The sequence below is a fragment of the Sphingobacterium paramultivorum genome, from assembly GCF_014109745.1.
GTDB classification, from domain to species: Bacteria; Bacteroidota; Bacteroidia; order Sphingobacteriales; family Sphingobacteriaceae; genus Sphingobacterium; species Sphingobacterium paramultivorum.
In genome coordinates, this window is record NZ_CP058555.1 from 4,362,761 (window position 1) to 4,379,008 (window position 16,248).

6 protein-coding genes are annotated in these 16,248 nt (G+C 40.3%); 3 read left to right on the forward strand and 3 right to left on the reverse strand.

Annotated features, from left to right (window positions below):
* Positions 1 to 73 precede the first annotated feature (73 nt).
* Positions 74 to 3,415 carry a SusC/RagA family TonB-linked outer membrane protein gene (locus tag HS960_RS18365; protein ID WP_153844928.1) on the reverse strand — a complete coding sequence of 1,114 codons (3,342 nt, stop codon included), beginning with the start codon at positions 3,413 to 3,415 and terminating at the stop codon, positions 74 to 76.
* 136 nt (positions 3,416 to 3,551) lie between these two features.
* On the opposite strand from HS960_RS18365, the gene HS960_RS18370 reads away from it, so the two are divergent.
* The gene (locus HS960_RS18370; RefSeq protein WP_153844927.1) at positions 3,552 to 7,427 is read left to right on the forward strand and encodes a hybrid sensor histidine kinase/response regulator transcription factor; all 3,876 of its coding nucleotides are present in this window, start codon (positions 3,552 to 3,554) and stop codon (positions 7,425 to 7,427) included.
* Between the two features lie 196 nt (positions 7,428 to 7,623).
* Here HS960_RS18370 and HS960_RS18375 read toward each other — a convergent pair whose 3' ends face one another.
* The gene (locus HS960_RS18375) at positions 7,624 to 8,871 is read right to left on the reverse strand and encodes a glycoside hydrolase family 88 protein (protein ID WP_159731401.1); all 1,248 of its coding nucleotides are present in this window, start codon (positions 8,869 to 8,871) and stop codon (positions 7,624 to 7,626) included.
* A 168-nt stretch (positions 8,872 to 9,039) separates the two neighbouring features.
* Positions 9,040 to 11,181: a glycosyl hydrolase family 95 catalytic domain-containing protein gene (locus tag HS960_RS18380; RefSeq protein ID WP_153844925.1), complete on the reverse strand. Its 2,142-nt coding sequence runs from the start codon at positions 11,179 to 11,181 to the stop codon at positions 9,040 to 9,042.
* A gap of 384 nt (positions 11,182 to 11,565) precedes the next feature.
* Here HS960_RS18380 and HS960_RS18385 point away from each other — a divergent pair, with 384 nt between their 5' ends.
* Both HS960_RS18385 and HS960_RS18390 read left to right on the forward strand, forming a co-directional pair.
* The gene (locus HS960_RS18385; RefSeq protein ID WP_088160080.1) at positions 11,566 to 12,834 is read left to right on the forward strand and encodes a Gfo/Idh/MocA family oxidoreductase; all 1,269 of its coding nucleotides are present in this window, start codon (positions 11,566 to 11,568) and stop codon (positions 12,832 to 12,834) included.
* A 12-nt stretch (positions 12,835 to 12,846) separates the two neighbouring features.
* Positions 12,847 to 16,248 carry a DUF1080 domain-containing protein gene (locus tag HS960_RS18390; protein ID WP_182330314.1) on the forward strand — a complete coding sequence of 1,134 codons (3,402 nt, stop codon included), beginning with the start codon at positions 12,847 to 12,849 and terminating at the stop codon, positions 16,246 to 16,248.

The following is a 16,248-nucleotide window of genomic DNA, read 5'->3' on the forward strand; positions in this document are numbered from 1 at the left end:
AGATTAAGATGCTAGTCTAAGTCTTACTCTATTGAAAACTCAAATTAACTTATCCTTCTGTTCTGAGATTAAGTTAAAAAGTTACTGATACCCCGGCGGAATATAACTTCGCGATCGGATAAACAATCAATGAACCACCTAATTCCGGGTCCACTCCTGGAAAGTCTTTATGTTTAAAAGTCAATAGGTTTTCTCCAGTTACAAATACCCTTAAGTCTTTAATTTTAGCTTGATTAATCCATTTTTTAGGAAATGTGTACCCCAACTGCAAAGACTTTAACTTTAAATACGAGGTATTGTACAGATAGAATGTATTAGCCTGCATGATTGAACTTGAAGAAAGTAAACGTGGATATTTACCATTTATATTTGCATTTGGATCTGTAGCAGGATCATAATTATCATAATCGCTATTTGCTCTTACTGCATCATAAGAATAATATTTGGTCCAGGCATCTGCTGGCAATTGATCACCTGTATTCGCTAAGATTGATCCATTAGATCCACGCTCATTAATATAATGATAAGAGCCGACACGTCCCGCCAAAAGCATGCTTAGATCAAAGCCCTTGTACGCTGCTGTCAGATTTAAGCCAAACACAAATTTGGCAACAGAAGACTTCCCAGTGAATTCACGGTCATCATCATTACCGTACTTACCATCACCGTTCGCATCTGCCATAAGCATTTGTCCATACCAAATATTTGCTGCTCCCGGGCCCACTGTATTGTTATTGAAAGAATAATTTGCAGCAATCATGGATTTCACCCACTCCAGGTCGGCTTTAGTACGAATCATTCCATCTGTTGGACCACCATTGGGATCTACACTTCCATCAGATTTCATATAAGTTCCAGTACCCGCGTAAGGCTTTCTTAAAAACCATTCGTCAAGCATATGCTGTTCCACACGACGCTCGTTTCCTCCTGTAGACACATCTGCTAAATTCGTATAACGCCAAGTTGGATTACCCCAAATATCGAGAGTCGATGGATCTTGTTCATACTTTAACGTTCCTTTAAATCCGGAAACTCTGTTCATGTTGTAAGAGATATTACCACTAACTCCATACCTGAAATCTCCAATTTTGTCGTTCCACCCCAAATTTAGTTCTATCCCTTTATTATTCATTGAAGCAGTATTGGACATCGGTGCATTGATATTACCCATCGTCAAATAAATAATAGCTGCCGTTAAGATATCAGAAGTCTTTCGGGAATACATATCGGCCTCGACACTCAAACGACGATTTAAGAAACTGGCTTCCAACCCAACATTATATGTCGTTAGTTTCTCCCATGATAAACTAAGATTTTGGATAGTTTGCTGAATAACCCCATTCGCAACCGACTCGTTAAATACATTATTCACTTTCTGATAAAGAGTCTGCCAATCGTAATTTCCACTTATTGTATTCCCTAAGGTTCCATAGGACCCTCTAAGCTTTAAGTAATTAACCGTTGTTTTGGCTGGATCAAAAAACCCTTCGTTACTGATAACCCAACCTGCCGAGAAAGAAGGGAAAAATCCTGTGCGATGTCCTGGAGCAAACTTAGATGACGCATCCGAACGAAAGTTTCCTTCGAACAAATATTTACCATCATAGGCATAGTTTACCCGCCCAAAATAAGAAATCATTGCGTTCTCCGCTTTTGCATTATCTTTTCTATTCTGATCAGAGCCGCCAATGGACTCCATTGTACCTCCCGAGTTTATATCAGTAACACTCCAATCAAGCAATCCTCGTTGAGTAGCATTAAACCCACTTGTCTTTGAATAATATTGCTCGTAACCTACTAATCCGCCAACATCGTGTTTTCCAAAAGTATGTGCATAACGCAATAATGCATTCGCTGTATAACTGGAAGATTTATAAGAAAAACGGTAAGTTGTCGCCTGGTCCAAATTTCCTATACCCTCTTTAGGCTTCTCAAAGCTTTCTCTAAAACTATACCTCGGCAAATTTTGGGAATAATTTTCATCTTCACGCGTATACTCACTGTAGTTAAAGCGAGCCTCTGCAATAATTCCCTTCCAAAGGTCCGCGTTAGCATACCATGTGCTATTGATACGTGTGTAGTTGTTTTCTCCACCATTCGAAGCCACCTGTTGGAGAATATTATCCTTATTTGTTGTGTTGGGATCTTCACTGGATCCATATTTTCCCTCATAAATTGGTGTCATTCCTGGAAAAGCCTGAAGCAAATAAGTCATTGAAGTGCTACCAGGCTGCTTATACTCCTTTGTAGCATAGGTTTGTGTTCCAAAAGTAATTCTATCCGCAATTTTTGTTTCCAAATTGGTCCGAATGTTGAATCTCTTCATTCCAGTATTTGCCAACGTTCCAGGATTATTTTGGTATCCGGCGGACATGAGATAAGAAGATTTATCACTCCCTCCAGTTACTGAAACACCATATCGCTGATAATATTGAGGCTGGAAGAGAACCTGCGCCCAATCAGTATTTGGATATGCCAACCAATTAGGGATGCTGTTCCCAGTGATCGGATTAGTATATGTACCATTAGGATCAGCATTTGCTTTGCGCCAGTCTTCAATCGTTGAAAGTGTATAATCAGGAGATGTCGAAGTCGGGTTAGCATTCACCTTAGCGATGTTGTGTAGTTCCATCCAATCTGCTGTACTCGACATAAATTTCAAATCAGTTTGCGCTTTCTCACGCGCATACAATGCATTGAATGTTATTTTAGGCGCCTCACCTTTCCGCCCTTTTTTAGTAGTTACGAGAATGACGCCATTAGCAGCACGAGATCCATAAATTGCTGCTGAAGCCGCGTCTTTCAAAATAGAAATATTCTCGATATCATCCGTATTTAATGGAACCATATCGGCTACAGCACCATCAACAAGAATCAGCGGGTTATTATTATTGAAAGACCCTGTACCACGAACACGAATGGACACATCCTCGCTTCCGGGATTCCCATTGCCCTGCGTAACACGTATACCAGGTGCAGTTCCACCTAGAGCCGCGGCAAGGTTCATTATCGGTCTATTTGTAAGTTTATCTGCACCGACAGTAGCGACAGATCCAGTCAAATTGACTTTTTTCTGCGTGCCATAACCCACAACAACAACTTCATCAAGCGCTGAGGTGTTTTTTTCCAGACTGATATTAATTATCGAACGCCCTTTAGGATTGATTTCTTGATCCTGATATCCTATATATGAAATCAGTAATGTAGCATTTTCTAAAACAGAAATGGCATATTGACCTGCCTCATTTGTTGAAGTGGCGGTCTTTCCGCCCTTTTCTCGAATCGTTACACCCGATAAAGGTGCTCCTTGACTGTCTGTAATCCGCCCCGTAATTGAAATTTTCTGTTGTGCCATACTCGCACCCACAGTAAACATCATCATAGCAGACAGTCCAACTTTGTAAAACTTTGCCATACTTTAGGAAATTAGTTTTATAATAAAAATTGGTTGTTTAATAGGTCAAAGATGAGTCTATGAGCAAATTAAGAGGGGTGAAATTCATAAATATTTGGGGGTAAAATCTTAAATTTGACACAAATACCCCATAACCATGAGCATACTACCTATTTTATCGCGACAATTTCTGCTGTTGATATCCATCATTTCCATTTGTCATGCCCAGAATTTAAAATTTGAGACACTAAGCCAGGAGAACGTATTGGATAAACAGGCGGTATTAGCAATTGCTCAAGATAAACAAGGTAAACTTTGGTTCGGCGGCGGAGCCAACCTTTTTGTATATGACTCCCAAAATATCACCAATATTCTCGTACAGGATACGGTATTTAAAAAGGTAGATTACATTAACAAGATTGCCATCAACGCAAATAATGACCTTTTCATTGCTACAGCAACGCAGTTATTCATTTTCGATATCGACAAACGCAAAGCGGTATTTAAACAGGGAAAACCTTTTCAAGAAAAAATTGCCGTCGCCGACATACAGATCTTTTCAGACAAAATATTTCTGTGCACCGACAAAGGGCTCTTTCAGGCTATCCCCACAGCAGGCACCTACAATCTAAAAAAAATCATTAACCAATCCCGTGTACAATCGATTATTCAGACAGGACCGGAAACCTATATCATGGCGAGCATGGATGGTATAACGTCCTTTTCATTAAAAAATAATCAAATTTCTACGATCCAGAATCTTATAGCATCCCCCCTGCCGCTAAAAGAACAGATTTTCAGCACAATGTATCTTCATAAAAACATCCTGTGGGTTGGCACAAAATTGCATGGAATATTCCAATACAACTTCGTTGATAAAAAATGGAATAATCTAACAGAAACAAATAGCAATCTGCTCAGCAATAACATCAGAAAAATCGTCCCAACTAAACAGGGAGACCTCTTGATCGGTACATTAAAAGGACTCTCCATCTTTAATGGGGCACCACATTTCCTAAATTATAAACATAATACCTCCGTCAAAAACTCATTGAGTCAAAACTCTATCTATGATATCTTTATTGATCGACAACAGATCACCTGGATAGGAACTTATTTTGGAGGAATCAATGCCATCTACCCCGATCTGATCCCCATACAGCATTATTCAACACGTTCACGTCCTGGTCTCAGCCTCAACAGCGATATCACCGGCAGTTTCGCAGAGTCAGAAAATGCGTTTTGGATTGGAACAGAAGAAGAAGGAATCAACAAAATTGACAAAAGAACAGAAATGACCTCCCCTTTGTCTAAATTAACCCAGTCAAACCTGATCAAGGATCTATACGTTAGAGATAACAAAATTTATGCGGCACAGTATGGCGGCGGTTATTCCATTATCGATGCACAATCTGGAAACACACAACACTTTTACCTGGAAAAAGATCTCCTGAATCTCAAAAACAATATTTATAGCATTTATGTCGATCCAGTTCACCGCATTTACCTCGGAACCAATAAAGGGCTTTACATCGTCGATCCTGGAAAACCTGCAGCATATAACGCTGCATTAAAAACAGGCACAATTGATGATATCCAAGCGGACAATAAACAGCAGACATATTTTCTCAGAGGAGGTACACTTTTTCGCAAAAAAACGAATGAATCAAACATAAAACCAATAAAACAGCTGGATACATTGACGCTAGGTGGGTTTTATGTTCATCCGAACGGGGACATCTGGCTGACATCCAAAGAATACTTATATCATTTTGATCAGCATGATCACTTAACCAAGGTATCTCGCTTTCCGAACAATTCGCTAGGCTGGCCCATCTTTGTGAACAAGCAGGTATGGCTTACCAGTAAAAATGGATTAATATGCTATAATCCCAAAACAAAACATAGCTACCTCCTGAATCAGTATGACGGTTTACCGGTCAAAAATTTACTTGGAGCCAAAGTCTTTGCCAGCAAAACAGGAACACTATTCGTCACAACTCTCAATGGTGTAGTTGCCCTGGATACCCGAAAAATAATCTTCAATCTGACTATCCCTGAGGTATTTTTCCGAAATATCTTTCTTGAAGAGACACCATTGAACTACGGACGGATTCAGAAAACAACAGATCCCAACAGTTATCAGCTCAAACTCCGACATGATGAAAACTTTGTTACGATTAATTTCTCAGGTTCTAATTTCATCAAACCGCAAAAGAATAGATACCGATACAAGCTCGATGGTTTTGACAAGGATTGGCTTGAAACAAGTACTCCGTCAATACGATATACCAATATTCCAGTCGGAATGCATACCTTGACCATATTCGCTAGTAATAACGACGGCATCTGGAGCAGTATACCCCTACGGATCAATATCGATATTAAACCTCCCTTTTGGAGAACTTGGTGGGCGTATCTGTTGTATGCCGGCTTGTTTACGCTGGGGGTACATTTTGTCATCAAGTTCGTTGTCGAACGTGAGATGTTGATCAATTCAGAACGGGAACAGGAAAAGAAAATAAAATTCTTTACACAGATATCGCACGAAATTCGCACACCCTTGACTTTGATTACAGCTCCATTAGACGAAATTATTTCCGAAACGGCCAATCTTACCGCTACTCAAAACAAAGTAAAACGGATAAAAAAGAATGCCAGTAAACTCCTTGGTGTAATCAACGAGCTGCTGGACTTTAAAAAATTCGATGACAAACACTTTGTGCTGAAGAAAACCGACATCTCTTTTAGAGAATACATAGAAGATACGTTCTACTTACTGAATGACCTTGCCAAAACAAAACATCTCAACTATTATATACGTCAGTTGGATGCTGTAGGACTGCAGTCCATCGATACAGTCCAATTTGACAAAGTGATGTTTAACCTACTCTCCAATGCCATCAAATACACACCCGAATATGGTACAGTCTATCTGGATCTGATCGAAAGCGAGGACTCGTTTTCCATAAACATAGTTGATAACGGCATTGGCATTGCCACAGACAATCAGTTTAAAATTTTTGAAGAATACTATCGTGAAGAACAAGCTAATGATGCGATCGGCACAGGCATTGGTTTGGCACTTACCAAACAAATTGTACTGCAGCACAAGGGAGAGATTCGTTGTTTTTCACAGGACGATGAAAAAGGAAAATGGACGGTATTTACGGTAACCTTACCGAAACAAGCTGGCGAGAAAGTAGAGCCACAAGCAATAGGCCTCCTTGCAAAGGAAGCAGAAGACGTTAGCATACTGGTACCAAACACGCTCGATACTTCCTTGCAACAAACTATTTTAATTGTAGAAGACAACAAAGAATTATTAGCAACGGTAGTCAGTCTGTTTCAGGACACCTACACAATCATTACGGCTGATCATGGCGAAGAAGCTCTTTCCAAAGCATTGGAATATATCCCTGATCTTATTATTTCAGACCTGATGATGCCTTATATGGATGGAGCCCAACTGTGTCAGGCCGTTAAAACAAATATGGTGACAAGCCATATTCCGTTCATTTTGTTGACAGCCGTAACAGACAGCCATTCACAAACCTTAGCCCTGGAGCAGGGTGCAAATATCTATTTAACAAAGCCCTTCGACAATAAACAACTATTTCTTTCTGCTCAAAACCTCCTGGCTATCAGCCACAAAAAGAGTAAAGAATTTCAGGTCAAAACAGCTTCATTCGACAATGAACTTGATGCGCAATTCATCTCATCCCTAAATGAGTTGATCGAAGAAAATATCCAGTCAGATAGCTTTGATGTTAATTTTATATCGCGTACAATGGGAATGAGCGCTCCAATTCTCTATCGTAAGCTGAAGGCCATATCCAATTTATCGCTCAATAATTATGTTAAAACGTATAGGCTAAACAAAGCGAAAGAACTACTGAATTCTGACATGAACATCAGTGAGATCGCCTATGCTGTGGGGTTTTCGGACAGGAAGTACTTTAGTAAGGAATTTAAAAAACAGTTTGGATACAATCCGTCGGAACAAACCGCTACGCCCAACCAGAATAGCTAAACCCTGTTATATCGAACTGTAGTCTCCGTAATGCTCAATAAACGCTGTTATTCCCAATAAAAAAGACAGAGGTGGCTATGCCACCTCTGTCTTTTAGCTTTAACTACGTTTTTAATCAAGTTCGAGCCTTACTTAAAACAAATCATTTTTTAAACGATCTGATCCCACTAAAATAAGCTTTTAACTGTTGACAACCTTATTTAGCGATCTCTTTGATCATAGGTTCTCCGGACAATAGGCGTTGATAACGAACCAAGGCTTCAACATAGTAATAATCTGCATAAGTCAACGGCACATCGATTTCCGAATTTAATGGCAGCGCTCCAACACTGTGTTGTAAGATATACCCACCATTTTGACCATAAGGTGCCAGATAAGGTACCTTCGACAGGTTCTTAAGAATCGTTTCTGCTTTATCAAAATAATTCAAAGCTTCACTTCCCTTTGTGTATTGTGAGAGCTCTAACAAAGCAGATGCATATAATGCCGCCGCAGATACATCCCGCAGATCCTTATTCGGATACATTTTATCTGACTGCGCAATTTTATCTTTATCAAAATCCCAGTAAGGAACCAGATCAGCAGGCAAATTCGGATTGCTTAGGATATACTTTGCGATTTGCTGGGCCTGCTTCAAAAATTCTTTCTTCTTTGTCTCGCGGTACATCATGGTATAACCATACAGCGCCCATCCTTGTCCTCTTGACCATGCCGATTCATCAAATGCGCCCTGATGGGTCTTTTTACCAATGGCCTTACCTGTGTTTTTATCATAATCGATCACATGGTATGAGCTATAATCTTTTCTGAAGTGATTTTTCAAGGTTGTTTCAGCATGAGATACCGCAATATCATAGAATTTTTTATCTCCAGTCATTTTAGACACCTGTGTCAAAAACTCCAGGTTCATCATATTATCGATTATAACCGGATACTGCCATGATCCGTGATCCCAAGAACGGATCGTTTTGGTAGTTGGACTATAGCGAGATGCTAGGGAATTGGCGCCGGTGCTGAGTACTGGTCCATACTTTTGGTTATCACCCGTGAGACGCAGTGCGTTTCCAAAACTACAGAATAACATAAACCCTAAATCATGTGTACCCTTGTTGTTCTTTTCTTTTTCTAGATAGGTCAATTTCTCAGTTGCTTTCTTTAATAGCCCTTCATCTTTGGTGCCTTCATATAAATACAACAATGTCCCTGGATAGAACCCCGAACACCACCAGCTCGACGAAGAAAATACCTCTTTGCCATTTTCGAAAGTTTTTGGAAACTTTTCTGCCGGAGTTTCACTCGCCAGGACTTTTATTTGCTTCGCTGCAGCATCTAGCTGCTGCTGAATAAACGCTTTGGATAGATTTGGTTTTGCCGTTTGCGCCTGAACGACAGTCGAAGTACCCAAAATGGCCAATAATAACACGGAAAGTTGTTTTAATTTCATTATTTTCTATTCTTTTATTTTTATTTGGTCAGCGCATTAGCGCTTCAATTTTATACCTAAATAATATGCTCTTTTTCCTTATTTCAATTGATTGAGGAATATAGAGCGTTGATTCACAGAATCTGCCTATTTAGCTCGTCCTGTCTTACTTTCTTTAATCTCGCGTTATCAATGTGTGTTGATCAAAGCGATTGCTCCCTTATCAAGCTGCAGATCAATCATTCCGTCTTTCCTGATATCAAACGTACCCTTTCCCTGTATCTTTACCTCTGGTATTCCGATATCGGATTTTAAACGTAGACGACCTCCATATTGACTTTTGATCCGGATGTTGGCCGTTTTTCCATTTTTCCGCTCTGCTGATACGAGATTTCCACCATCTGTCAAAAAATTGGTAAAGGAAACATCCTTCCATCTATGAGGAATAGCAGGAAACACTCGTAATACACCATTCCAATACTGCATACACAATTCTTGAATACTCGCCATCGCTGCCAGTGGGGTTTCTATCACCGGACCGCTTTCAGCATATAGCGTATTGGCTTTAATATATTTCTGCAATAGAACATCCAGTAAAGCCAAAGCCGAGTCTCCTCTCCCCATCATGGCATACATAGAGGCAGCCCCCGTAAATGAATAGCCCTGCAACCATTGCTTTTTGCTCTGCCAATGTGCAATAGAGCGCTCAATAAGAGCTTGATTAGTTACCTGATCCCAATTTATATCGTAAAAAGGATAAATCATCATTAGATGCGAATAGTGCCGATGCGACTCGCCATAGGGAAGATCTTTTGCGATCATAAAGCCATCGACATCTTGTGGATAATCAATCAAGTTGGCCAATACGTCTTTCCAGACAGCATGAAGTTTATCCTTGCCGCCTCTTTCTTGATCCAGCTCAATAAGCGTCTTGAGCCCCCATTTGAAAATAGAAAGATCATAATTTGTATCATAAGCATACCCTTTTGAATATTCTGGCGAATAGGTTTTCACACCGATATGGTATTTTCCTGCTTGATTCTTTTCCACTAGGTGCAAATGATAATTTATCGCTTCCTTCAGTAGCGGGAACAAGCGATCATATACTTCCTGCGACAGCGTCGCTCGATAATATTGATAATAACTATGCAACAGCCATACGAGATTCCCCAGTTCCTTTTCTCCATCGGAAGCCGCATCCAATGAAACATTTTTTGCCAGAAGAACAGGACTCCATAAACTTGGCCCCGAGGAGCGACCAACAGCCAAACTGTTATAGCGATAAGGCTCGGGAACATTTTGTCTTAAATTATCTTTATTCCGATCAATCATCTGGATCAACGAGCTTGCAATACCGAGCTGGTTCGCTTTGAAAACAGGGGAATAAGCAAGTTGCATATTAAGATTAAGCCAGTACGCTGGCCACGGAGTTGGACTTGTCCAGGGACCCTGTAAATCCATGGCGGGTTTATCTGACCTTGTTGCACTGGCAAGCTTATACAGTTGCATATCATAAAACTGCTGGTAAACCGTATCTGGCAGCTCCAGTGTAGATGCTGCAAAATAGTCTGTCCACCACTTGCGATGGGCTGCCAGTCCCTTTGTTAACTTTTGCTTATTAAAATTCCGAATATAATTGATCGCCTTTTTGACATAAGCGGTTCCCCGCTGGTTATAATCTACGGTAATTAAATAGGTATCCACTTCTTTGCCGGATCTGCTACAATAAGCCGTCACATACCCTCCCCCGGCTAGAAGGGGCTGATCAAAATATTTTGTTTCGCCTTGGGTGCCAAAACTTCCTTTTGGATTTGTCGGATAATTTTTCGGTTTTTGCGTATAGCTGAATCCCATCCTTGGACTGATGGCTTCGTCGGGTTTCCATGTAAGATGGTAATTCCCGTTAAAATCTTTTTTAAATACCTCTAGCAAAATAATGTTGTCATTTGATAAGGTGATCGTCCGAATTCTCACCATCCCTTGGTCTGTGCCGACTTTCGCCTCAGCATAGGCATCTTTTAAATGAATTTCTCCTTGTGCCTGCACAATAGGGCTTTCAAATTCTATTTCAAAATGACCTAACGACATACGCGCCTGATCAAACAATTTATCGGCCGAATTCGCTCGATGATCATAAATATCAGTTCTTCCAATATCCACACGCATCGAATTCTTACCAGCTAAGTAAGTCATCGTTCCCAGGAGACCATTTCCGGTAAACACACCTTCATAAATCGTATGGCCCAATACTGGAATTCTAAATTGAGCTGATCCTCCAAATGGCTGGCATAGGATGCAAACGAGTAAAAACAGTATTCTTAGATTCATCATTAGGATTTAATGCTATCAGAGCGACCATAAAGATGCTGGATTATTCTCCTGAAATCAAGCCTCTTTTACGAAAACGATTGAGGAAAACCTAGATTCAACTCCTTCTCTGTCCATCACATCGAATAGCTACATCATTGAAATGTAACAATTTAGTAGATAAAACAACAAAGCATAGGCAATAATGGGGTGGCTATATATGAAAGAAATGAATTCAACAGCATTCTTTTGTTATTTTTTAACAAAACACAAATAAACAATATGTAAAATTTTAGTTATCAGTTTACATTTATCAGTTTTTTATCTATTTTTAAGATTAAATATCCAATGCCGTTATTTTTAACAGCCTAATAGTGGATCAATTATAAAACAACTAATCCAACCAAAATGAAAGAACAGAATTCATCAAGGCGTGATTTCATAAAAAAATCCGTGGTCGGTGCTGCGGCATTTTCTATTGTACCACGCTTTGTACTCGGAGGACAGGGCTATCTTGCTCCGAGCGACCATCTAACCAAAGGTGTAATTGGTGTCGGCAATATGGGCCGTGGGCACTTTGGCTACGCCGGAACTAAAACAGTAGCCATTTGTGATGTGGACAAAACCCATCTAGCGGCAGCACAAGCAGACTTAGGCGGTGGTGTGAAGGAATACCATGACTTTAGGGAGTTGATTAAATCTCCGGAAGTAGATATTGTGCATATTGCTACTCCGCCACATTGGCATGGACTGATGTCCATTGAAGCGGCAAAAGCAGGAAAAGATATCTGGTGTGAAAAACCAATGACACGTACTATCGGTGAAGGTAAAAAAGTGAAAGAAGCCATTGCACAACATGGCAATATCTTCCGTTTAAATACCTGGTTTCGTTTCAAGGATGACTTTTATGGAATGAATGTTCCAGTAAGCAAAATCAAAAAATTAGTTGATACTGGCATGTTAGGTTGGCCTTTGAAAGTTACGATAAGCAAACATACCGGCTTTGACTGGAAGTTCTATTGGGTAGGAAAAGAAAATTTACCAGAGGAGAAAGTACCGGCTGAACTTGACTACGATTTTTGGTTAGGTCCGGCGCCATACAAGCCTTACAATAAACACCGCGTACATACCACTTTTAGAGGATATTGGGATTATGATGGTGGCGGTCTAGGAGATATGGGGCAACATTATATGGATCCTGTTCAATACTTCTTAGGTAAAGACAACGAAAGCCCGATTACCGTCGACGTTGATGCTCCGCAGCAACATCCGGATGCCGTGGGCACATGGAGACGAATTACATTTACCTATGCCGATGGTTGTCAGATTATTTTAGACGGTGAAGCGAAAGATGAAAAGGCAGCCTATATTGAAGGTCCAAAAGGTAAATTATATCGAGGATTCCAATCAGATATACCAGATTTGGAAAGAAAACTTGCACAGTACCCTGAACCTGCACCACAGATTACTGACTTCTTGGAATCCGTTCGCACAAGAGAAAAGTTTGCACTGAATGAAATCAATGGACACCGTTCTTGTACCTTGGTCAACATGGGATTAGCAGCATTGCGACTGAACAGATCACTAAAATATGACTCCCAAAATGAGCTATTTATTAATGACGACGCCGCAAATAGATTAATTCACCAACCAATGAGAGGCCCTTGGTCTATTTAAAAAGATATCCTAATGAAAAGAATATTCAATTCGCTGACCGTATTGCTTCTTATATCTAGTGCAACCTACGCTCAGCAACCACAAAATAGAACGACTGCAACTAAAATAGCAGACGTATTGGCACAACAGCCTGCCGAAGAAAAAGAAAAGTTTTTACTTGCCATGCATGAGCTGGAAGGTTTTTCTTCTGATGACGTCGTTACCTTCCTCAAAGGACTTAAAGCACCAGGTAGCAACAATGCTCCGATAGAATTTGCGGCAAACAGCTATTCGTTTTACGTAAACCAACCAGGCAAAGAACAGCAGAAAAGAGTGTTTGTTGAAGGATTGGCAAAATCCATAGCGCAATTGAGTGAACCAACAAATCAGGTCTTTGCCCTACGCCTGTTACGTCAATGCGCCGATAATACAGCTATACCAGCTGTCGCTAATTGTTTGACAAACGATTATCTTGCCGATGCAGCAGCGAGAACCCTAGTATCTATTCGTACCCCAGAATCGACAGCAGTCTTAGAAAAAGCTTTAGCAGCATCCACAACAGAGAAAACTGCCATTGCCCTGGTTACAGCACTCGGAGATCTAAAAGATAAAAATGCTGAAAGTGCCATTTTAGGATTAACGCAAAAATATAATTCGGATGGCTTCCAAAGGACAGCATTAATCGCGCTGAGCAAAATCGGGGGCACAGCTTCTGAATCGCTATTCCAGGAAAAACTAAATGCTGCCGGCTATAGCTATGACAAATTGGATGCGGTAGGACTTGGTATTGACTATGCTCAAGCATTGATCGACAATAAACACGACCAAGATGCGGTTAAGTTCCTAAACAAGTTTTTCCAGGAATCACAAAAAGTAAAATCGATCAACGGCCAAATTGCATCGCTTAAATTATTGACGACCATCGACCCAGCGAAACAACAAAAGAACTTGTTAGCAGCTGTTAAGAGCGATAATGGTGCTTACCGTAACATTGCATTACAATTACTTGGAAAATACGGAAAAGGCGCCGACGCAAAAAGCTTGCTTGCTTTAGCAAGCAAGGGTACTCCTGAAGTGCAAGAAAGTGTATTGAACTACTTAGCCCACAATGGTTCGGCAAGCAGCTTAAAACTAATCCAGGCATTAGTAAATAAAACACAGTCTCCCGTAACTAAATTAGCTGGATTAAGTGCACTAAATACACTATCTCAGGGTAAAGAAACCAATACCTTAATCCAGGCGCTCAATGCTGATCAACAATTCAACAATTCGGTAAAAGCATTGATCCTGTCATCGAAAGATGCAAATGTCGTTACCGATGTCAACAATGCACTTGCCACTGTAGACGATGACAAAAAGATTCAATTGCTGGATATTTTAAGTAAACGTTCCAACAATGCATCATCCAAAGCTGTATTAGCCATAAAGAGTTCAAACCCTGCTGTCGAAGAAGCGATCAACAAAGCACTCCCAAATGTAGCTCAGGAATCGGACTTAGAAGAACTATTCAGTAGGTTAAACAATACGACAGACAATAAATCTGCCGTGCTATTGCAACGTGCCATTGTCAATGTGGTTCAGTCAAGCACAAATTCAAAAGGATTAACAGAAAAACTAGCAGCCAATATATCGAAGTCTGCAGCGCCTAATACGGCTAAATATTTCCCTATTTTTGCTGGACTTGGTGACGCCCAGTCATTGAAAGCTGTAACTGCATACCTTAACAACAATAATACAGGTCTACGGTCCGCAGCAATTGAGTCTTTGGCTAGCTGGTCTACCTCCAACGCACTGCCAGAATTGGTATCTCTTTCCCGAACAGAAAAAGACGATAATCTTTTCAATACGGTATACAGAGGATTAATTAAATCAATTTCTTCTTCTTCGAATACGCCTGAACAGAAAACTTTGTTATTAAGAGATGCATTCAACGTTGCCAAAACAACAGATCAGAAAAAAGCAGCATTATCGGCGTTACAACCTACAGGAACATACCAGTCTTTAGTTTTTGCCGCCGATTTAATGAACGACGCTCAACTTGGCGGAACTGCGGCCAATGTAGCGATGAACATTGCAATGGACAACAAGTTCTATGGCAAAAAGGTTAGAGAGGTTCTTGAACAGGTAATCGGTAAATTGTCGGGTAGTGAAAGTGGATACCTTAAAGAAGCTGTTGTTCGCTATCTTGCTGAAATGCCAATCAAAGAAGGCTATGTTTCGATGTTCAACGCTAAAGACCTAAGTGGCTGGAAAGGTTTGGTAGCGGATCCGATCAAACGAAGTAAAATGAACGAGAAAACTTTAGCAGCAGAACAAGCTAAAGCCGACGATATCATGCGCAAAGGCTGGACAGCATCCAACGGTGAAATTGCCTTCAGTGGTAAAGGAGATAATCTGGCTACCGTAAAGAAATATGGCGATTTTGAAATGCTCGTAGATTGGAAATTGGAGAACTATGGCGGTATAGAAGGTGATGCCGGTATCTACTTGAGAGGTACTCCACAAGTACAAATTTGGGATATTGCAAATACAAGAGTCGGCGCCCAAGTTGGCTCTGGCGGATTATACAACAACCAGAAAAATGAAAGCAAACCATTAAAGGTTGCCGACAATGCTACTGGCGAATGGAACACGTTTAAAATCAAAATGGTAGACGATAAAGTCACAGTTTGGTTAAATGGACAGTTAGTAACCGATAATATTCCTCTTGAAAACTATTGGGATAGGAACCAGTCAATTTTCCCTACCGAACAAATTGAGTTACAAGCGCATGGTTCAGTTGTTTATTATAGAGATCTTTTTATCAAGGAATTTCCAAGAAAACAAATCTTTAAATTGAGCGATCAAGAGAAAAAAGAAGGTTTTGAAGTACTTTTTGATGGAACAAACCTCGACAAGTGGACAGAAAACCAAGCTTATGTCGTCAATGACGAAGGTTATATCTGGGTGTATCCAAATGCAAAATTTGGTGGAAACCTTTACACAAAAGAAGAATATGCAGACTTCATTTATCGCTTCGACTTCAAATTAACTCCTGGTGCCAACAATGGTGTGGGAATACGCGCTCCTCTGGAAGGAGATGCCGCATATGAGGCTATGGAAATCCAGGTACTTGATGATGGTGCAGATGTTTATAAAGACTTGAAGCAATACCAATATCACGGTTCAATTTATGGAGTTGTTCCTGCCAAAAAAGGTCATTTAAAACCTGTAGGTGAATGGAACTCCGAGGAAATAGTGGTGAAAGGAAATCGCATCAAAGTTACACTGAATGGCGCGGTTATCGTGGATGCGGATATCGCAGAGGCAAGCAAAAATGGAACCCTGGATGGCAAACAACATCCCGGGCTTAAAAGAACCTCTGGTCATATCGGGTTTTTAGGACACGGTACCGAAGTATTCTTTAAAGATATTCGAGTGAAAAAACTCAAATAG